The organism is Nostoc sp. C110, assembly GCF_043099725.1.
Taxonomy (GTDB): Bacteria; Cyanobacteriota; Cyanobacteriia; order Cyanobacteriales; family Nostocaceae; genus Nostoc; species Nostoc muscorum_A.
This window is the reverse complement of sequence record NZ_CP171148.1, coordinates 5390213-5410038: the sequence shown is the minus strand read 5'-3', so window position 1 is coordinate 5410038 and position 19826 is coordinate 5390213. Positions and strand designations below refer to the sequence as shown.

The 19826-nt window shown below is 42.6% G+C and carries 15 protein-coding genes; 5 read left to right on the top strand and 10 right to left on the bottom strand.

What is annotated here, in order from left to right:
- Nucleotides 1–17: 17 nt before the first annotated feature.
- On the bottom strand, nt 18–533 hold the full coding sequence (locus ACFFRD_RS28210) for a hypothetical protein (RefSeq protein WP_392478915.1): 516 nt from the start codon (nt 531–533) through the stop codon (nt 18–20).
- A 500-nt stretch (nt 534–1033) separates the two neighbouring features.
- Here ACFFRD_RS28210 and ACFFRD_RS28205 point away from each other — a divergent pair, with 500 nt between their 5' ends.
- Nucleotides 1034–2272: an RNA-guided endonuclease InsQ/TnpB family protein gene (locus tag ACFFRD_RS28205; protein ID WP_392483187.1), complete on the top strand. Its 1239-nt coding sequence runs from the start codon at nt 1034–1036 to the stop codon at nt 2270–2272.
- A gap of 5 nt (nt 2273–2277) precedes the next feature.
- On the opposite strand, the gene ACFFRD_RS28200 is transcribed toward ACFFRD_RS28205, so the two are convergent.
- From ACFFRD_RS28200 to ACFFRD_RS28180, 5 genes are all read right to left on the bottom strand, one after another.
- On the bottom strand, nt 2278–2880 hold the full coding sequence (locus ACFFRD_RS28200) for a heme-copper oxidase subunit III (protein WP_152589421.1): 603 nt from the start codon (nt 2878–2880) through the stop codon (nt 2278–2280).
- A 97-nt stretch (nt 2881–2977) separates the two neighbouring features.
- Nucleotides 2978–4639: a cytochrome c oxidase subunit I gene (gene ctaD / locus ACFFRD_RS28195; RefSeq protein WP_392478914.1), complete on the bottom strand. Its 1662-nt coding sequence runs from the start codon at nt 4637–4639 to the stop codon at nt 2978–2980.
- A 13-nt stretch (nt 4640–4652) separates the two neighbouring features.
- Entirely contained in the window at nt 4653–5579 is a 927-nt protein-coding gene (locus tag ACFFRD_RS28190; protein ID WP_392483185.1) for a cytochrome c oxidase subunit II, read from the bottom strand.
- A 112-nt stretch (nt 5580–5691) separates the two neighbouring features.
- Complete coding sequence (locus ACFFRD_RS28185; RefSeq protein WP_392478912.1) at nt 5692–6309, bottom strand: DUF2231 domain-containing protein; 618 nt, start codon at nt 6307–6309, stop codon at nt 5692–5694.
- Nucleotides 6306–6806 carry a DUF2231 domain-containing protein gene (locus ACFFRD_RS28180; protein WP_114082205.1) on the bottom strand — a complete coding sequence of 167 codons (501 nt, stop codon included), beginning with the start codon at nt 6804–6806 and terminating at the stop codon, nt 6306–6308. Before ACFFRD_RS28180 ends, ACFFRD_RS28185 begins: the two co-directional genes overlap by 4 nt.
- A 631-nt stretch (nt 6807–7437) precedes the next feature.
- On the opposite strand from ACFFRD_RS28180, the gene ACFFRD_RS28175 reads away from it, so the two are divergent.
- Together ACFFRD_RS28175 and ACFFRD_RS28170 are read left to right on the top strand one after the other, a co-directional pair.
- Complete coding sequence (locus tag ACFFRD_RS28175) at nt 7438–8010, top strand: chemotaxis protein CheB (protein WP_392478910.1); 573 nt, start codon at nt 7438–7440, stop codon at nt 8008–8010.
- A gap of 4 nt (nt 8011–8014) precedes the next feature.
- The gene (locus ACFFRD_RS28170) at nt 8015–10060 is read left to right on the top strand and encodes a response regulator (RefSeq protein WP_392478909.1); all 2046 of its coding nucleotides are present in this window, start codon (nt 8015–8017) and stop codon (nt 10058–10060) included.
- Between the two features lie 72 nt (nt 10061–10132).
- Here the strand turns inward: ACFFRD_RS28170 and ACFFRD_RS28165 are convergent, their stop codons facing one another.
- On the bottom strand, nt 10133–10504 hold the full coding sequence (locus ACFFRD_RS28165) for a DUF2237 family protein (RefSeq protein WP_114082202.1): 372 nt from the start codon (nt 10502–10504) through the stop codon (nt 10133–10135).
- 463 nt (nt 10505–10967) lie between these two features.
- Nucleotides 10968–11153, bottom strand: a complete 186-nt coding sequence (locus ACFFRD_RS28160; protein ID WP_392478906.1) for a hypothetical protein — start codon at nt 11151–11153, stop codon at nt 10968–10970.
- Between the two features lie 26 nt (nt 11154–11179).
- Between ACFFRD_RS28160 and psbA the strand changes: the two genes are divergently transcribed.
- The gene (psbA, locus tag ACFFRD_RS28155; protein ID WP_159402515.1) at nt 11180–12262 is read left to right on the top strand and encodes a photosystem II q(b) protein; all 1083 of its coding nucleotides are present in this window, start codon (nt 11180–11182) and stop codon (nt 12260–12262) included.
- 482 nt (nt 12263–12744) lie between these two features.
- Here psbA and ACFFRD_RS28150 read toward each other — a convergent pair whose 3' ends face one another.
- Together ACFFRD_RS28150 and ACFFRD_RS28145 are read right to left on the bottom strand one after the other, a co-directional pair.
- Nucleotides 12745–17103: a PAS domain S-box protein gene (locus tag ACFFRD_RS28150; protein WP_392478904.1), complete on the bottom strand. Its 4359-nt coding sequence runs from the start codon at nt 17101–17103 to the stop codon at nt 12745–12747.
- Between the two features lie 268 nt (nt 17104–17371).
- Nucleotides 17372–17806 carry a hypothetical protein gene (locus ACFFRD_RS28145; protein WP_392478903.1) on the bottom strand — a complete coding sequence of 145 codons (435 nt, stop codon included), beginning with the start codon at nt 17804–17806 and terminating at the stop codon, nt 17372–17374.
- A 121-nt stretch (nt 17807–17927) separates the two neighbouring features.
- Here ACFFRD_RS28145 and ACFFRD_RS28140 point away from each other — a divergent pair, with 121 nt between their 5' ends.
- Complete coding sequence (locus ACFFRD_RS28140; RefSeq protein WP_392478901.1) at nt 17928–19781, top strand: S8 family peptidase; 1854 nt, start codon at nt 17928–17930, stop codon at nt 19779–19781.
- Nucleotides 19782–19826 lie beyond the last annotated feature (45 nt).

Here is a 19826-nt window from a genome sequence, read left to right as displayed (position 1 = left end):
TGTTACTATTTTTTATGTTATAACTTATCAGATTCAAACTGTTCAAAGTCCAAAAAAACGCATAAGGAATTGCTATTAACCTCAGACCGATTAGGAACTGGGAGTTGTTTTTGATTACTACCAATTTTTTGACTAAAATCGTTGAGTTTTGCAGTCTCAGAAACAATTCTGTTATAGAAATCATCAGACTTCCAAACTTCTAGGTTTACTTGTTGTATAGATTGTTTTCGTGGTGCAGCTATACCATTCTCTTCAATATTTTTATAGACAGTTTGTTCGGTATCAAGCTTAGTAAGAATTTCAGTATAAGAAAGTCCATTCTGTGTTTTAGATTGAGAACTCAAAATCTCAAATCCTTTAACTGAATGCAACCTCAATGATTCTTTTGTCATACAATATTGTTGATTTGCCTCACTACTCTTACCAGCTTTTATCAGTTCTAGATGACTTTTGGCTAAATCTTGTAGAGAGGTTGCAGCGCAACTAGCAAGTGATAAACCGATCAAAAAAATTGGGATAACAATATTTTTCATAACTAAGTGTGTAATCTGTTAAATTTAGTATTCCCACAATCTGTCTTCGGATTAACACCAATTTGAGTTTTTAAAACATACTAAGACTAAGAAGCCTGTTTTATTAGGGTTTTATCTGAAATATTGTTCAGGAATCAAACAGGAGTTTTATAGAGTAAAAAAAGGAATGGTACATGGGGCATACAAGTAATTAACAATGCCCCATACACCAAGTCAGATAAATTCTGTGGGTTTTTCTTCCCATCAATATTTACCTAAAACAGCAAGAAGGCTCACACTTACCGCGAAGCGGAAGTGTCAAGATGAATTGCGCGTGAGTTGACGACAGTTCTCTGACCAATTTCTCCCGCAGGGAGAACAGGGAGGAAACGAACAAATGAATGTCTTGACTCACCACAAGTTTTTATATTATCGTGAGCACTAAAACACGGTAAAGGTCGATGCCCTCCGGGTTCGCCAGTTTGGCGGGACGGAAACCGACACCGCCAACTGGACTCACTATGTATAGAGCAATCAAGTTGAGGATTTATCCCACTGACACGCAAGAGTCTTGTTTGGCTCAATGTTTTGGTAATACCAGATGGTTGTGGAACTATATGCTTAATGCCACAACTACAGCGTACAAAGAAACAGGGAAAGGTCTTTCTAAGGTTGTAATGGACAAATTGTTGCCAGGATTAAAGAAAGAATACGAGTGGTTAGGGCTTGCATACAGTCAAGTATTGCAACGAGTAACATTCAATCTTTCTAGTGCGTTTGTTAATTTCTTTGAAGGACGCGCCAAATATCCTAACTTCAAGTCTAAGCATGGCAAACAATCGATTCAATATCCCCAAAACGTGAAGTTAATGCCACAGGATTCTGTAATCAAGTTTCCTGGTAATTTGGGGATGGTTAAAGCTGTGTTTCATAAAGAACTACCAAACACTAAGTTCACGACTGTAACTATATCTAAAAATACGGATGGTAGATATTACGCTTCTATTCTATTTAATCAAGAGGATGAACCTGTAGCCGCAATCAACGAGGCTATTGGTATTGACCTTGGATTAAAAAACTTTGCTATAACTTCTGATGGCTCAAAGTATGACCTACCCAAGAAGCGATTAGCAAAACTAGAAAAAAACCGAAAGCGTAAACAGAAAAAACTAGCCAGAAAAAAAGATAAGACATCTAAGAAATGCCAAAAGGCTAAACGCTTAGTGGCTAAAGCTTCCAATAAAATATCTAGAGTAAGAGTTGATTTTCTACACAAGCTATCTCGCAAAATAGCATACGAAAACCAAGTAATTTGTGTAGAAGAATTGGCAGTTAAAAACATGGTAAAAAATCCTAACTTGGCAAAAGCTATTAGCGACCAAGGATGGGGTATGTTTCTCACAATGTTGAAATATAAAGCTGAGAAATTTGGACATACTTATCAGGAAATTAATCGTTTCTTCCCATCATCTCAGCTTTGTAGTGAAACTCTACTACCAATTCCAATGTTGCAAAAAGGTTATGATTCGTTGGGAGTTAGGTTTGTAGATTGTCCACACTGCCAGAAGCAGCATGATAGAGATATCAACGCATCGGTCAATATAAAAAATGAAGGTTTGCGACTTTTGGTGTTAGGAACTAGCACTTCTGCCCAAGGAGGGGATGTAAGACCAAAGACTTCTGGACGTAAAAAATCCACCAAGTCCGAGGCAATCCCCAATGAGTTGGGAAGCCTACATCGACCTTGCGGTACGATGTAGGTAGTTCACTGCCAAACGTAGATGAGGATAAACAAAATAATCCAGATAACATCGACGAAGTGCCAGAATAACGAAGTCGCATTCACGCCGAAGTGGCCTGTGTCGTAATTGCCAGGAATGAAAGAACGTACCAAAATAATCGACTGCAACAGAATGCCGGTGAAAACGTGCAAACCGTGGAAACCTGTTAGCAGGTAAAACGTTCCACCAAATACCCCTGTGGTGAAGCCAAAATCGAGGCCGTTCCATTCAATCGCTTGCCCAACCAAAAAGTAGGTACCCATCGCCATTGTTGTCAAGAGAAACAGGCGAAATTTTACTAAGTCATGGCGTTGCAGGGCACGTTCTGCTAAGTAAATCACAAAACTACTAGCGACAAGAATTATCGTGTTGATTGTCGGTTCTTTTACTTCTAGCCCCGAAACACCAGCCGGTAGCCAGTTAGGAGTTGTTGTTTTGTAGATTGCATATCCGGCGAAAAAACTCAAGAAAATAACGCTTTCAGATAGTAGGAAGACAATGAAGCCAAACATCTTGTTGCCTTCTTCGTCGTGCGTATGTTCTGCGGCTGTGTGGTGCAATTCTTGGGAATCGATATAACTGTCCATTTTGCTGTTAGTTTGAGGGGAATTTGAAACGCAAAGGTACGCAGAGGGAAGCGCAGAGGGACGCGGAGGGTTTTTGCGTCTTCCCGATAGTTTGCGTTTATTCTGGGAGGTTGGATGTTAAGGGTTCTGATTTACCGTAGCCGTAGGGTTCGGAGATGATGATGGGGATTTCTTCAAAGTTTTCTACTGGGGGGGGTGAAGAAACTAACCACTCTAGTCCGATTGCTCTCCAAGGGTTAGCGGGTGCTTTCTCGCCTTGCATCCAAGAAATCACCATGTTGAATATGAAGGGCAAGGTGGACATTCCTAAGAGAAATCCGCCCAAGCTAGCGATGATATTCCAGAATTGATACTCTGGGGCGTAGGAAGCAACTCGGCGTAACATCCCTTGCAATCCTAATGGGTGCATGGGCAAAAAGTTGAGGTTTGTGCCGATGAATGCTAACCAGAAGTGGATTTTACCCCAGCTTTCGGAGTACATCCGCCCAGTCATTTTGGGGAACCAGTGATAGATGGCTGCATACAAGCCCATTGTCACAGTGCCGTAGAGGACATAGTGGAAATGTCCCACCACAAAGTAAGTATTGTTAACGTGGACATTGACTGGCACTGAGGAAAGCATGATGCCTGTGATGCCAGCGAAGACAAACATGACTAATGCACCCAAGGCAAACAGCATGGCGGTATTTAGCCGCATTTTACCGCCCCAAATAGTTGCTACCCAAGCAAATACTTTAATTCCTGTGGGGACAGATACAAACATTGTTGTCATCATGAAAAGCAACCGCATCCAGCCGGGTGTACCACTGACATACATGTGGTGTACCCAAACGATACCGCTAACTACTGCAATCAGCATTGATGAAACAGCAACTACTTTGTAACCAAATAAGGGTTTACGTGAATAAACTGGGAAGATTTCTGAGAAAATCCCGAAGATGGGCAAAATAATCACGTAAACGGCGGGGTGAGAGTAGAACCAGAAGTAATGCTGGAACATCACTGGATTTCCACCCTTAGCGGGGTCGAAAAAGGCAGTACCAGCTGTGAGGTCGAGTAGCAGCATCACTGCACCAGCTGTCAATGCAGGTAATCCGAATAGTTGGATAATCTGGGCGCTAAATACTGCCCAGACAAACAAGGGCATTTTGAAGAAACCCATTCCTGGGGCCCGCATCTTCACGATTGTGGTGACAAAGTTAACTGCCCCCATAATTGAGGATACGCCAGATATTGCCACCGCTAAGAGCCAGAGAACTTGACCATTAATCAAGTTACCTGTGGGATTCTGAAGACTGACTGGCGGATAAGACCACCAACCGGATTGGGCAGAACCTCCAGGGACAAAGAAGCTAGCCATCATGATAATTCCGACTACTGGCACCATCCAAAAGGCGACGGCGTTGAGGCGGGGAAATGCCATATCTCGCGCCCCAATCATCAGGGGTACTAAATAGTTGGCAAAACCAACGAGTGAGGGAAATGTCCACAAAAACAGCATCACAGTGCCGTGCATGGTGAACATACCGTTGTAGATGGTGCGATCGACTAAATCTGATTCGGGTGTCATCAGTTCTCCCCGTATCACCATCGCAAAGATACCGCCGACGAGAAAGAAGAAGAAGGAGGTAACGAGATACTGGATACCAATTACCTTGTGGTCAGTACTAAAGCTGAAGTATTCTTTCCAATTACTTGGAGATTCGTGGTTATGCTTCTCATCAGGGAGAAGAATACCTTCAATAGGAACATTAGTCATGGTTACTTTCCTTTCAACCAGGTGAATTGACTAGAGGAGGTGCAGCAGGTGGAACTGTCACCCAACCAGTTTGGACTGATTGATTGGATGTTTGAGCATACTCAGAAGCTGCCTGATTTTTTGCTACGGATGGCTTTTGGGTTGCAGCTTGTGCTAGCCACTGTTGATAATCTTCAGGAGATTCGACAACCACATTCGCCTGCATCGTCGCAAAGTATGTACCGCTATATTGAGAATCGGTCAATCGGTATTTGCCGGGACGGATGGGAGTAAATTCAAAGTCGATCGCATGGTTAGGAATAATATCCTGCTTGAGGCGAAATGCAGGTATATAAAAGCCGTGGAGAACGTCTTGTGATTTCAGCGCTAAACGTATCCGGCGATCGCTAGGTAAATGCAATTCGGTGCTGGTAATATCTCTTTCTGGGTAATGAAAAACCCACGCCCACTGTTTAGCTAGTACGTCGATTTTTTCGACAGGTTCCGCTAAGGCGTTAGCTGGTGCATCTTTTGGTTCTGCATAAGCCGATTCCATTCCCAATGGATTATGCAGGTGAACTATTTCTGATGGGCCTTGAATTCCCATTTGTTCGTAAACTTGATAGCTATAACCCGCAATCCACAACACTAAAAGAATGGGAATTGCTGTCCAGACAACTTCTAAGGTGATATTACCTTCAATTGGGGGGCCGTCGGTGAAGTCATCTTTGATTGCCCGATGGAAGATCACAGAATACATTAAAGTACTTGTGACTCCCAAGAAGATGAAGGAACCGAGGGTTACTAAGAAGCTAATCAAATCATCAATTAGTAGGGATTCGGCTGCTGCTTGGGGGGGAAGCCAGGAGTAAGCCTGCTTCCCGATCCAGAGACTCGTAATAGTCACTGCGATCGCGCCTGTAAGCAGCGTCAAAATATTTAAAATCTTCTGGATTTTCATGGTCATTAGTCATTTTGGTCATTAGTCATTGGTCATTGGTCATTAGTCATTAGTCATTGGTCATTGGTCATTAGTAACTTTAAACAAATGACAAAGGACAATTGACAAATGACTATTTGAGTATTGTGTTGAGGTCTTGGTGCGATCGCAGCAAATTATCTGCTGTATTGTGTACGCCAAACTCGGCAGCCATTTGCGCCCCTAGTGTCCCGTGGACATACAGAATGAACATGATTGCTATGCCTGCCAACAGATAGATCCATTGCACTTCTCTATCTGTCTGTTTATATTCTTGTTTAGCCCAAACGAAGCGCTGCCATGCTCTCCAGATGGTCAAGACAACAATTAGCGCTAATAAGAACACACCACCTACACCATGCCAAAGCATAGTTTCCATTGCCTGCAATCCCCAGGCACTTTTCATATCAGCTGGTGGTGTTGCCAACAGCATTTCATAAAAACCTGCTGCCACTGTGAAAAATGTGATGATGCTGGCAGCTAGCATGTTGTACCAGCCAACATCAAATAAGTTCTGACGTTCCACAGTAATTGCTAAATATTTGAAGACCCATTTTTCAAAGGGGAATAGAACACCGACAATATCAAAGGTCATTCCAATGATGAACAAACCTATTGTCAGATGGACTAAGTTGGGATGAATGGGAATTGTGTAAGGTAATCCGTTTGCGCCTAGAGAGCCGCTCAATTGATCAATTAATTCTGAGTTCATCGCAACAGACCATCCTTTACTGCTTCCACAACTGGCACTGTATGCAATCCATACACCCAAACAAGTTCATCTCCGAGATATACTTGCAAGCCAACTATTAGGGTTAAAACTAGTCCGGCTCCCAAATAATAAATTGGTATTTTTTGCGGATTGCGGGAACGAATTACATAGCGCCAAGCTGTAATCGCTGTGATGATTCCCGAAAGCGACCAACCAATCAGCGTATGCAAATTTAGCACCGATTTAGCTAGGCTATAAGGTTGTGCTAAACCCGCTTCAAACTGACCAAAAATGATCGCTACGAAAATGGCGATCGTAGCAACTAACATGTTCCACCAACTCACCTCAAAAAGACTGGATTTACCAGTAAAATAGCCAACTACGTCACAGAAAAAGGAAAACAACACCATCGCAATTACGAAGTGGACAACGATGGGATGAATCGTATCTGGATAAGGCAAATTGTGGTCGTTCAATGATGTAAAATACTCAAGCATTGTCTTCTCCTGGACATATCTACCGCACTGTGGTCAAACTTTCATGATTGATAGATACTTACTAATATCACCATAAGTATCCATCGATAATTGACCGGAATATGTTCAATATGTGCGCGGTGCAATACGCTTAATCATGTCTTAGCTTTTTGCAGCTAAATCTAGTGAGCTTGCCGACAGGGAATAATTTTGATTGTGATTAATTTCCTCATGCCAATAGTCTGCAACAGCAACTCTTGATGGAGCTAAACTAAATTGCTGCTGTTTGTTGATTTGCTTAACCTATCCTTTAGCTTAAGTAAATTTTTATGAATTGTCAAAACAATAATAATTAAAATTTTAAAAGTTCATTGTTTAGCAAAAAAGTATTTTTATAATGTAGCGGTTCTGGCATTAATAAATATTTTAAAAACCCTAAATGTTAATATTTTTCTGTTAAGTATTTCACAATGAGAAAATCTTTAATTGTAATGTTGATGACAAAAATATATAATTTTGATTAGTTGGTATAAATACGAATCAAGGTAAGTTAGTATCTGTGGTGTTACGGGAGAAAGCTGAAAGGATTTTATGAGCCATAAAGTCACACTAAAATTGAAACCTGCATTCTACAAGTGTGAGGACGAAACAAGTGTCGTTTAAAATTGTGGTGATTGGCACTTCTTTAGGCGGATTGTCAGCATTAAAAATTATTCTAGGGAAGTTACCAGCAGACTTCATAGTGCCGATCGCGATCGTGCAACACCGTCACAAGGAATCTAACAGCACACTCCAGGAATTATTGCAAGACTCTACTTCACTGCCGATTCGAGAAGTGGAAGACAAAGACGAAATCTTGCCAGGATATATCTATCTAGCTCCAGCAGATTATCACTTACTGGTTGAACCAGGTCACTTTGCTCTTTCGACTGATGAGCCAGTTTCTTATGCCAGACCATCTATTGATGTGTTGTTTGAGTCAGCAGCCGATGTCTACACTGAGCAAGTTATTGGTGTAATATTGACAGGAGCAAATCAAGATGGTATGCAAGGTCTTAAGAAAATAAAAGCGCGGGGAGGAATAACTATCGTACAGGAACCTACTACAGCTGAGAGCGATATTATGCCAGAAGCAGCAATTTCTGCTGTTACAGTAGACTGGATTTTGACACTCTCAAACATAGCTTCCCAAATGGTCAAGCTCTGTCACTCATCACGGAAATAAACCCATGCAGATGGAACCCAAAGTAAACATCCTCCTAGTGGATGACAAACTAGAAAATTTGCTAGCACTAGAAGCAATCCTGGAAAAACTGGGAGAGAATTTGGTGAGAGCTACTTCTGGAGAAGAAGCTTTGAGGTGTCTGCTACATCAAGACTTTGCAGTGATTTTGCTAGATGTACAAATGCCAGGAATGGATGGCTTTGAAACTGCTACCTTGATTCGCAATCGAGGGCGATCGCGTCACACTCCAATTATCTTTCTTACTGCCTTTAGCACCAGCGACCAAATGCTGTTTAAAGGCTATGCCTTGGGTGCAGTTGATTATTTACTCAAACCATTAGACCCCAATATTTTGACTTCTAAAGTCACAGTATTCGTAGAACTATTTAAGAAAACAGAAGCTGTCAAGCAACAAGCTGCACAACTGGTAGCCATGAATGCGGAACTCAGGCAAAGTGAAGAACGATTGCGATCGCTAAGTACCTGTTCACCCGTTGGCATTTTTGAAATTGATACTGAAGGAGGATGTAGATATACTAATCCTCGCTATCAAATAATTTGTGGTCTGAAAGCGGTAGAGAGTTTAGAAAAAAGCTGGCTAGAATCTGTTCATCCAGAAGATAGAGAACGAGCAGTTGCTAGTTGGTCTGCTTATATTTATGAGGGTCGTGACTACTCTGAAGAGTTTCGCTTTCAAACTGCTCAAGGCATCATTCGTTGGGTTCAGGTTCGCTCATCACCAATGCTTTCTGGTCAAGGGGAACTGCTGGGATATGTAGGCACTCTCGAAGATATTACTGAACGCAAGCAAGCAGAAGAAGTCCGCGCTCAAGTAATTAGAGAACAGACCGCAAGGCAAGAAGCAGAAGCCGCAAATCGAATGAAAGATGAGTTTCTTGCCGTTCTCTCCCATGAACTTCGTACACCCCTCACCTCGATGCTGGGTTGGTCAAAAATTCTCCGCTCTAAGAAACTTGACGACAAAGCCACTTCCCGCGCCCTAGAAGCCATTGAACGCAATGCTATATCGCAGATGCAACTAATTGAGGATATCTTAGATGTATCTCGGATTATCCGTGGACAATTGCGATTAAATGTCTCTGCGGTAAATCTCATCTCAGTCATGGAGGCAGCTTTAGAAGCAGTGCGTCCCCTAGCAGAGCCAAAAGAGATTCAATTAAACACTGTCTTAGATACTTCAGTAGGTTCAGTTTATGGCGATCCAGCGCGGTTACAACAAATAGTATGGAATCTCCTAACTAATGCCATTAAGTTTACCCCCAAGGGCGGCAGGGTAGAAGTGAATCTGTCAATAGTCTGTGGTGAAGAACAACAAATAACTCAAAAATATGCCCAAATTCAAGTTATTGATACGGGCATAGGCATCAGTTCTGAGTTCTTACCGAAAGTATTTGAGCGTTTCCGGCAAGCAGACAGTACCACAACGCGATCGCACAATGGACTAGGACTAGGGTTAGCGATCGTCCGCCATTTAGTAGAACTCCACAAGGGTACAATATTTGCCCAAAGCCCAGGCAGTGGACAGGGAGCAACCTTTACAGTGAGACTACCACTGCTACAAGACAATAGGGGGAATAGGGAAAATAGAGAAGCCACGGAAGAAATTTCTTCCTCAGTGGCATCGACACCGCTTGCTGGATTAAAAGTTTTAGTTGTAGATGACGAAGCAGATACCCGTAACTTGCTCAGTTTTATGTTTGAGGAGTATGGAGCGATCGCCACTGCGGTAGCATCAGTTGATGAAGCATTAGCAGTACTTGAGCAAGCAAAAGCAGATATCCTGATTAGCGACATCGGTATGTCGGAGCAGGATGGTTATACACTAATTCGGAAACTGCGCTCTTTAGAACCAGAAAAAGGTGGATGTATGCCAGCGATCGCTTTAACTGCATATACGCGGGAAGAAGATCGTTTAGAAGCGCTTTCAGCAGGGTTTCAGCAGTATTTATCTAAGCCAATAGACCCCACTAAATTGATTGCTATGGTTGCCAGTGTATTAAAACTACCTGTTCAAGTTCCAGTAAGTTGATTTTGACTGGGGAATGGGAGAGAAATCAATTCAAAATTAAAGAACTCCTGCCTCCTCTTTGCCAATGACCGATCAAGAGGAAATTACGGCATTTTTTCTCAGTTCGTCTAAAGAAACCACTTCCAAAGCTCTAGCATGGGTTGCAGAGAGAACGACAGGTGGAGCAACACCTGCTTCGAGAGCTTCTTGCCAGCGAGAAGCACACAAACACCAGCGATCGCCAGGCTTCAATCCAGGAAAATTAAAATCAGGAACAGGTGTGCTTAGGTCGTTCCCCCGCAATTTGGTGAACTCCAAGAATTCTACAGTCACTTCGGCGCATACAACGTGCGATCCGAAATCCTGACCACCTGTGCGACAAAAACCATCGCGGTAAAATCCAGTCATGGGAGAAGTGCAGCAGGCTTCTAGGTTTCCACCAATTACATTTTTAGCTTCTATCATCGTTATTTATTGCACTTAATTTTTCACTCCGATATAAGCCTATATTGACACTTCCCTAGTTAAAAAAAATCGCTATCCCTGATTAATTCAGAAAAGCACGAAATTCTAAAATCAACTTATATTAAGGGACTTCCAAAAAATAAATTATCCAAAATTATTTGTATATTTGTAAGGGTGCCAGGTCTTGCGCCCCTAACCAAACGCAGGGATGGGATGTTTTTTACTGGAAGTCCCTAAGCTGCCAATCTTACGGTTATTGGGAATGGTGCAATATCTCAGTAAAAGTTCCAATAAAAACCCCTGGTAGTTAGCCAGGGGTAATGCAAGTCAGTACTTTTTCGCATGGAATGTATCCTACTCAAATACCATAGCAACGGCCTAATTTATAGATATGCCATTTTGCCAAACAGAAAAAACCCCCAGTGGTAAGCCGAGGGTTAATTTTTTTTGGAATAGCGGTAATCTACAAAGCTATTGTTCCCAGATCAATAGGCAATAAAATCAGAATTTCTACATAATATATAGTGGCTTGCTTTTGATAAGTAAAACTGATGAGTTCAATCAGGTTTACAAAAGTGAAATAGTTGATGAAAAATTGTAAAGCATTGTAAAGTGTATTCACAGGCAAAAACGAAATTGCCTGATTCATAAATCACTAACCGCACTTATAAAACAATGACAACAACCTTACAACAGCGCTCAAGCGCTAACGTATGGGATCGATTCTGTGAATGGATCACCAGCACCAACAACCGCATCTACATCGGCTGGTTCGGCGTAGTCATGATCCCCACCTTGCTAGCTGCTACCGCTTGCTTCGTAATCGCCTTCATCGCCGCACCTCCAGTAGACATCGATGGTATCCGTGAACCAGTAGCAGGTTCCTTGATCTACGGAAACAACATCATCTCTGGTGCAGTAGTACCTTCCTCCAACGCTATCGGCTTGCACTTCTACCCAATTTGGGAAGCAGCATCCTTAGATGAGTGGTTGTACAACGGCGGTCCTTACCAATTGGTAATTTTCCACTTCCTGATTGGCGTATTCTGCTACTTAGGTCGTGAATGGGAACTATCCTACCGCTTAGGTATGCGTCCTTGGATTGCGATCGCATATTCTGCTCCAGTAGCAGCAGCAACCGCAGTCTTCTTGGTATACCCCATCGGACAAGGTTCATTCTCTGACGGTATGCCTTTGGGTATCTCAGGAACATTCAACTTCATGATCGTGTTCCAAGCAGAACACAACATCTTGATGCACCCCTTCCACCAACTAGGTGTAGCTGGTGTATTCGGCGGAAGCTTGTTCTCTGCAATGCACGGTTCACTAGTAACCTCATCTTTGGTTCGTGAAACAACTGAAACCGAATCACAAAACTACGGTTACAAATTCGGTCAAGAAGAAGAAACCTACAACATCGTTGCAGCTCACGGCTACTTCGGTCGTCTAATCTTCCAATACGCTTCTTTCAACAACAGCCGTTCACTGCACTTCTTCCTCGCAGCATGGCCTGTAATCGGAATTTGGTTCACCGCCTTGGGTGTAAGCACAATGGCGTTCAACTTGAACGGTTTCAACTTCAACCAATCAATCATTGACTCTGAAGGTCGTGTGATTGCAACTTGGGCGGATGTAATCAACCGCGCTAACCTCGGTATGGAAGTAATGCACGAGCGTAACGCTCACAACTTCCCTCTAGATTTGGCATCTGCTGAATCTGCTCCTGTTGCTCTTTCTGCTCCTGCTATCAACGGTTAATTCTCAAGCATTAACTCAATTAGCTAAATAAGAAAGGCGCTCTCCTACTTCAGGAGAGCGCTTTCTTATATGTATCCCAATACTTCTCGGTTAAGGGGAAAAGGGGAAAGGGAAAAGGGAAAGAAAAAACCCTTAACCCTTACCCTTTAACCTTTTCCCCAAACCCGATTCCGAGTTAAAAATGCTTAACCGAGCAGTATTGATATGTATCCTTCTTGTTTCGCTTTCTGAGTATTATGAGTAAAAATAATCTTCGCTGAATTGCACAGCCGCTCTTTCTGTTTTGGTTTATTTTTCCAATAGTTAGATATTTTCCCAATGCGCTAAACCATAAGTAAAAGAAAGAAAAACGAACCGCAAAGGACACAAAGAAAGAAGTTAAAAGGGTTTGGCGCAGCCTCACAAAGAAATGGTATTAGTCCTAATTAGCAAAAAAGGGTATACAGGAGTTAGCAAGAATTTTTCCCAATGCCCAATTCTGTCTAAGTCCGTCCAACAAGGCTAGCGACTACTGTAGCCAACTCAGCCGCTTCAATAGGTTTGGGTAAATGTAGCTGATAACCTTCTTGTATAGCTCGCATCCGATCCTCTGCCCTAGCATAAGCTGTCAATGCTGCTGCGGGAATATTTCCCCCTTGTTCTGGCGATCGCGATCGCAGTTTGCGGATCAAAGAGTAACCATCCTCATTGGGCATACCAATGTCACTGACTAAAACATCTGGTTTCCATTCTGTAATTACCTGCAATGCTTCTTGAACTGATGCCACTGCTTTAACTTCGGCTTGGCACTGTTCGAGAACTGTGGTGATAAATTCACGGCTATCGGTTTGGTCATCTACAACCACTACCCGCACACCAAGCAGGGAGACGAAGTGAAGAGGAGAAGAGGCAACGGGGAGAGGCTGCGAGACTGTGAATAGATGACTTTTCAAAAGTGGCAACTTGACTGTAAATGTTGCTCCTTGATCTTTACCTGGACTATCTACCTGAACAGTACCACCATGTAATTCTACTAAATGACGCACGATCGCTAATCCTAGTCCTAATCCACCGTATGATCTAGTGTTAGAACTATCAGCTTGACGAAAGCGATCAAAGACGTAAGGGAGAAAATCAGGGCTAATACCAATGCCTGTGTCAATCACCTGAATTTGAGCATATTTCTCTGTTATATGTTCTTTTTCTTCGCCAGTTACCACTGACAATTGCAACTCTACCTGTCCACCTGTGGGTGTAAATTTGATGGCATTAGATAGCAAATTCCAGATAATTTGCTGCAAACGCTCAAAATCACCGGAAACTAGGAATTGGGAATTTTCGCTGCTGTCCTTTGAACGTTGATTGCTTTGGGATTGTGCTTCTCTTGATTCAACATTTTCGTGATTGATTTCTAATCCCAAATCTGAATTTCGCGTTTCTTTTGAGGGAATGATGGAAAATCTTAAATCGATTTCCTTGGATTGAGCGGCTAGGCTAACAGTCTCTAGGCTCGACTCAATCATTGGAACCAAATTACAAGTACGGACATTGAGGCGTAACTTGCCTCTAATCATCCGCGATATATCTAGTAAGTCTTCAATTAGCTGGGTTTGCGCCTTAGCATTGCGCTCAATTGTCTCCGTAGCCTTAGCTATTTGGCTTTCACTCAGCTTGCTTCGTTGTAGGAGTTGCGCCCAGCCCAAAATTGCATTGAGGGGCGATCGCAATTCGTGAGACAATATTCCCAAAAATTCATCTTTCATACGGTTCGCCTCTTGCAACTGCTCAGTTTGCTTTTGCAAATAAGCAATTAAACTAGCACGTTCCATTGCGATCGCTATTTGGTCGCATACTGCTTGCATCATCCCCTTTTGATTCTCGGTAAAGCTTAACCGAGTCCGGCTGCCAAAAGAAAGAGTACCCAACAATCGTCCTTGGGCAATCAACGGATAACTATAATAAGCAGTAATACCTAAAGAACGAAGCAATTCTGTTTTGGGGTCAGTTGATTGCTGCACATTCTCTAGAGCTATTGCACAACGGTTTTGAGCTACAGTACCGCAAACCGTTTCCCCAAATCCCGGCGACTCGATTTCCTTGGCCAGTTCTTGGGAAATACCACTGTAAGACCCCAACCGCATTACTTGAGAGTTATCCTCAACCAAATAGTTCAAATAAACTTCTATTCCAATTTGCTCTCTTAGTTTTCGGTAGACGCTATCGATTAGTAGTACTGGTTCTTGGCTTGAGAGTAAATCGTTGGCTGTGTCAAATAGTAGCTTTAGTCTTTTGTAACCTAACGAGAGTGCTTTTTCTGCCTGTTTGAGGTTGCTAATCTCTTGGAACACCAAGATACAGGTAGCCGGATGACCGTGCATTGCTGGCAAGGTATCAGCAAATATCAGTAGAGAACGCACACCATTAGGAGTGTGCCAATCTACTTCTAATCCATTGAGACGTTCACCAAGGGCAACCCGCACTCCTGGCATTTGTTCATTGGGAATGCGATCGCCTGCCGCATCTGTATAGTGGTAAGCTGTGTGATAATCTTCAGCTGGTACACCTTTAGGAAATTCGCCCCCAGCTAATTCATTAGCAGAGCGATTTGCAAAAGTTACCCGCGCCGTTCCTGGTTCGATAAACAGCAAAGGTCTTGGCATCAGATTTAATACATCCTCCAGCCATTTTTGCTGATTTAGAAGTATTTCTTCTGCCTGTTTGCGCTCCGTAATATCTAAAAATGCACCAACGCTTCCTCTAGTTTTACCCTCTTCATCAAACAGAGGTGCAACGTACTCCAACAGGTTGACAATTTTTCCATTTTCATGGACTACCTCAAGTTCACAATCCACAACTTCGACACCATGAGCAGCAGAGTATTGCATTGGCAGTTCCTCTTCTGACAGTTCCCTTCCCTCTCGGTAGATTTTGAAGGTTGTAGATTTTTGATCACTAGGAACATTGAGAGAGGCATTTGTATTTGACGATATCCCCAACTGCTTGGCCAAAGCAGGGTTTACCTTGATATTTTGGCATAGTGGATCTTCGGCAATGCCAATTCCAATGGGAATTACCTCCAACAAAGTTTGTAACTCAGTAATACGGCGCTGTAGATCCTTGTTTAGTTGTAAGATTTTTTCTTTAGCCTTTTTTTGTTCGCTGATGTTACGAGTCACAGTTGCTAAGGCAATTGGCTGACCTGTGTTGTTGTCTGTAACAGTGAAGATATTGTAATCAACTGGTATTGGTTGACCTGTTTGAAGATGCCGAAAGCAGAATTCTCCCTGCCAGCGACCTTCTGATAGTACAGTCGGCAGTATATATTTTTGAAAATAGGTTTTGTCTTTGGGCATGAAGTAATCTAATACTACTTTTTGCCTCACTTCTTCAAGGCTAGCAAGTCCTACCAGTTTTTGACCTGCATCATTTATATAGAGTAATTGACCCTCAAGGGTGGCAATGCCGATAAAGTCAGAGCTATTTTCTACCAGCGATACTAATTTTTGTTGCTCTGTTTCTGCAAGCTTACGTTCGCTCAAGTCGAGGATAAATGCTACTGACTCTTCCCGCTTTTCTCCTAACAGCACGTAACCAACTAAAACCGGGATGCGGCTACCATCCTTGCGAATATATTCTTTCTCGTAGGGCGTACAAGTAGCGTTAGTGTTTTTTTGTGCTTCGGCGACACCTCGCTGATCCAAGTATCGATATTCAGGTGGTGTGATATTGCTCCAACTTAACCTACCCGTTGACAAATCCTCCCGCGTGTAACCAATCATCCTGAGATATTCGTCGTTTGCCTGGTGGATACCGCCATACACATCGCCAAATAGAATACCAATGACATTAGAATCTACGAAACTCCCCAATTTATCTTCGTAGGTTCTTAGTGCTTCTTGGGCGAGGTCGCGTTGATGGCTAAGGCGTTCAATCACCCTGGCACTTTGCCAAATCAAAATAGTAAAAATCACAATCAGGACGATCGCAAACACTGATACTGCAAAAGCCGGATCGTATTGTCCTGCGCGTTGACCTTCAACAATTACCCACCCTAATATAAAAGGTACTGCGATCGCAGCAACCAACAAACGACGTGCCAGTAATCCACCATAAGTATCACTTGTAACTACCCTCATTAACCCCTGTTCTGCCCGCGCCCACAGAATACCTATACTTAGCAAAATGAACAACACCGCCGTATGTAGAGCCATCGATGTTGTATAAGGGGCAACTCCGTAAAGAACTTTCACTTTGTAGGCATAGCCCATGAGCGCCTGCAAGGAAATTAAAGTAGCGATCAGAGCGATAATCTGAGCAGACCAATAACTACGGTGGTTTTTTGGATTAATCAGAATCTGTAGGGCAACGCTGACTAGGATAAAGTTAAATGCTGTGTTTACCCCCATTCGTCCCGGGTACAATGTTGTCATACTAGTTGGCGAATCCAGGAACAGCATCTCATCAATACCCAGATTCCAGCCGAACAGATATTCACACAGTGTAAGTGCAGCAATTGTGGTGACAGCTATTGCACAGACCCTTGAAATTACCAGAGTAGGGAAGTCGACAAGTCGAAAGGTCGAAGAGTCAGGGTAGTTTTGAATTGTTCTTTTCCCTTTATTCCCTGCTTTTAAAAACAACCACAATGATAAACCAGACAGTACAAAACACAACGCTGTATTGACTTTCATCGTCGCGGGACTACCAGGAAAGCCGCGCTTGAAAACTTCAATTTCAAGCCACCAGCCAATTAGCACCAAGCCGCCAACCAAGATGGGTATTACACTTGCGGCTTTTGCCACAAGTGAATTTATCGGGATTTTAAATATATCTTGCAGCCGCAAGCGGTTAACGTTTAACATTTAGTGTTCTCTAACCGCATCTATCTAGCGTAGTAAAATTCCGTATTCCTTACGGTTTTATCATCTATGCCTTAGTATTTTATGCTACCCCTTGACTTACTTTTCATCTACCCAGAAGCATATTTTTTATTGAACAATTTAGAGTAAGAATTAATAATTCAAAAATCACCTTTGTGAGTATTTCATAATTGCAGGCTATGTCGTTTACCCAATCTAATTTTCTGTACAGAAACAGTAGTATAATCGAGAACTTGTCGCTTCAATATAACTACTTCTTTGGTTCTGTTCGCAAGTCTTGTAATCGCCCTTGCAAAAACTTTCCCCATTCCGCCGCCAAAGGGATTTCGGTAAATGGAACACGCACCGATTTATTAGATTCGGAAAAGAGAAATTCTAGCTCTATAGAACGACCTTTCTGCGGTACATTATCCACATCTACTGATTTATCATCTACTAGAAAGTTGATTTGCTTAATATCAAGCAAAGAGAATGTTTCTAGTTTAATAGGCCCTTGAGGTGTGGGTTTTCCCCAAGTGAGATTATTGTCTTTTTGACCTAATACAGCATAAATATCGTACTTAGCCCGTTCAAATTGTTCTGCCCAACCGCGATAGGCTTCAACTTTTTGATACTCTTTCGAGCCTTGCCAAGCCAACCAGAAAAACATTACTAATAGCGGCAACCACAAAAGACCACGTTCCATCGTTTCAATAAGTCCTGAGTAATGAAGTGAGACTTGTAACTAAAAGTGCAAAATCCACCAACAAAGGATGGAGATAAGTTATGGTAGTGAGCAAACTGGCAAAAAGCGGTGATGAGTTAATATGAGAAAGCTTATATTATTGTGCTTGTTTGTCATTGGGCTAGGAGCTGCCATATTTGGTTTCCTGAATTTCCAGGGAATGGCAGTTAAAGGAGAGTTTGAGACGATTTTGCTTGATTTTCGGGAAGATATTCCATCAAATGTGGTGCAACAGAATCTCCAAGCGATCGCCAAACAATACAACGTTACACCCCAATTAGACAACAAGTTTTCAGAAAAAGATCATGTGTATATTGTCAAAGGCGATCGCCAGCGACTCCAAGAACTGAAAAAATCTCAGTTTGCCCAAGCTACAGAATTCATTGAGCCAAATTACATCTATACAAAGATTCCACAACCAGGTGAAAAAGCTTGGTTAGGAGAATTTTTGAGACCTCAAGAAAATGATGATGAGACAAGCCCATCACTAACTGGCCCCAATGATCAATATTACAGCAAGCAGTGGAACTTGCACAAAATCGGTATTGAAGGCGCATGGAGTCAAACCAAAGGCAGTGGCATTACAGTTGCGGTAATTGACACCGGGATTACTAAGGTGCGCGACTTATATGAGACAAAATTCGTCAAAGGCTATGATTTTGTTAACGACCGAGAAGAAGCCAAAGACGATAACGGCCACGGTACCCATGTTGCTGGAACTATTGCCCAAGCCACAAATAACAAATATGGCGTAGCTGGAATTGCTTATGAAGCTAGTCTGATGCCACTTAAGGTACTCAGTTCTTATGGTGGCGGTACAGTTGCCGATATTGCCGAAGCGATTAAATTTGCTGCTGATAAAGGCGCAGATGTGATTAATATGAGCTTGGGCGGTAGCGGTGAAAGCAAGTTGATGAAAGAAGCGATCGAGTATGCCCATAGAAAAGGTGTAGTTATCATTGCCGCATCTGGGAATGAAAATACCAATGGCGCAAGCTATCCAGCCCGATATCCTTATGTAATAGGCGTTTCGGCAATTGGCCCAGATGGCGAAAGAGCGCCTTATTCTAACTTTGGTGCTGGGGTAGATATCTCGGCTCCTGGTGGTAGTGAAGCTGGTAAGATTCTCCAAGAAACTATCGATGAAAATGGCGAAGGGGTATTTCTTGGCTTCCAGGGTACAAGCATGGCTTCTCCCCACGTTGCAGGCGTTGCAGCATTAATTAAAGCTGCTGGTATCAAAGAACCAGATGAAGTTTTAAAAGTCCTCAAGCAGTCGGCGCGAGTTATCCAAGATGATGGTTTGAACTATTATGGCGCTGGACAACTCAATGCAGAAGCAGCAGTCAGACTAGCTTTTGGAGGACAAATAAGTTTTCCAGATTTCTTTCGGTGGTTACGCGATAACGGCTATCTTAACCCTGGCTTTTGGATTGATGGTGGTGCAGTGGCACTATTACCCAAGATTTTAATGGTAGTTGGCTCTTATCTACTGGCTTGGTTTTTACGGGTTTACTTCCCCTTCACTTGGAGTTGGTCTTTATCTAGTGGACTAATCGCTGGCAGTTCCGGGTTATTCTTCCTCAAGGGAATCTATATTTTTGATCTTCCCCAATGGCCTTTCCGGGTTTTGGGCAGTTCAATTCCCGAACTAGGTAATACCCTTCAGGGAACTGATGCGTTGAATCCTCTATTTGCCAGTGTACTGATTCCCATTTTGTTAATGGCATTGCTGCTGGGAAATCCTAGTTGGAAATGGTTTGCCATTGGTTCAACATTAGGTATAGCAGCCTGTTTGACAGTAAGTGCGTTTTTAGATCCAGCTGTTTGGGGTTTGGGAAGTGGCAACATATCACGCCTCTTCCTCATCGCTAATGCCCTAATCTGCTATGGATTGGCTCGTTTAGCGTTGAAAAACGAAGAAAAAATCGCATAAGTGGGGAATGGGGAATGGGGAATGGGGAATGGGGCATTGGGCATT

Bases quoted from the DNA above. Each gene is read 5' to 3' on its own strand.
- ACFFRD_RS28210 (WP_392478915.1), bottom strand. From the start codon at position 533: ATGAAAAATATTGTTATCCCAATTTTTTTGATCGGTTTATCACTTGCT.
- ACFFRD_RS28205 (WP_392483187.1), top strand. From the start codon at position 1,034: ATGTATAGAGCAATCAAGTTGAGGATTTATCCCACTGACACGCAAGAG.
- ACFFRD_RS28200 (WP_152589421.1), bottom strand. From the start codon at position 2,880: ATGGACAGTTATATCGATTCCCAAGAATTGCACCACACAGCCGCAGAA.
- ctaD (WP_392478914.1), bottom strand. From the start codon at position 4,639: ATGACTAATGTTCCTATTGAAGGTATTCTTCTCCCTGATGAGAAGCAT.
- ACFFRD_RS28190 (WP_392483185.1), bottom strand. From the start codon at position 5,579: ATGAAAATCCAGAAGATTTTAAATATTTTGACGCTGCTTACAGGCGCG.
- ACFFRD_RS28185 (WP_392478912.1), bottom strand. From the start codon at position 6,309: ATGAACTCAGAATTAATTGATCAATTGAGCGGCTCTCTAGGCGCAAAC.
- ACFFRD_RS28180 (WP_114082205.1), bottom strand. From the start codon at position 6,806: ATGCTTGAGTATTTTACATCATTGAACGACCACAATTTGCCTTATCCA.
- ACFFRD_RS28170 (WP_392478909.1), top strand. From the start codon at position 8,015: ATGCAGATGGAACCCAAAGTAAACATCCTCCTAGTGGATGACAAACTA.
- ACFFRD_RS28165 (WP_114082202.1), bottom strand. From the start codon at position 10,504: ATGATAGAAGCTAAAAATGTAATTGGTGGAAACCTAGAAGCCTGCTGC.
- ACFFRD_RS28160 (WP_392478906.1), bottom strand. From the start codon at position 11,153: ATGAATCAGGCAATTTCGTTTTTGCCTGTGAATACACTTTACAATGCT.
- psbA (WP_159402515.1), top strand. From the start codon at position 11,180: ATGACAACAACCTTACAACAGCGCTCAAGCGCTAACGTATGGGATCGA.
- ACFFRD_RS28150 (WP_392478904.1), bottom strand. From the start codon at position 17,103: ATGTTAAACGTTAACCGCTTGCGGCTGCAAGATATATTTAAAATCCCG.
- ACFFRD_RS28145 (WP_392478903.1), bottom strand. From the start codon at position 17,806: ATGGAACGTGGTCTTTTGTGGTTGCCGCTATTAGTAATGTTTTTCTGG.
- ACFFRD_RS28140 (WP_392478901.1), top strand. From the start codon at position 17,928: ATGAGAAAGCTTATATTATTGTGCTTGTTTGTCATTGGGCTAGGAGCT.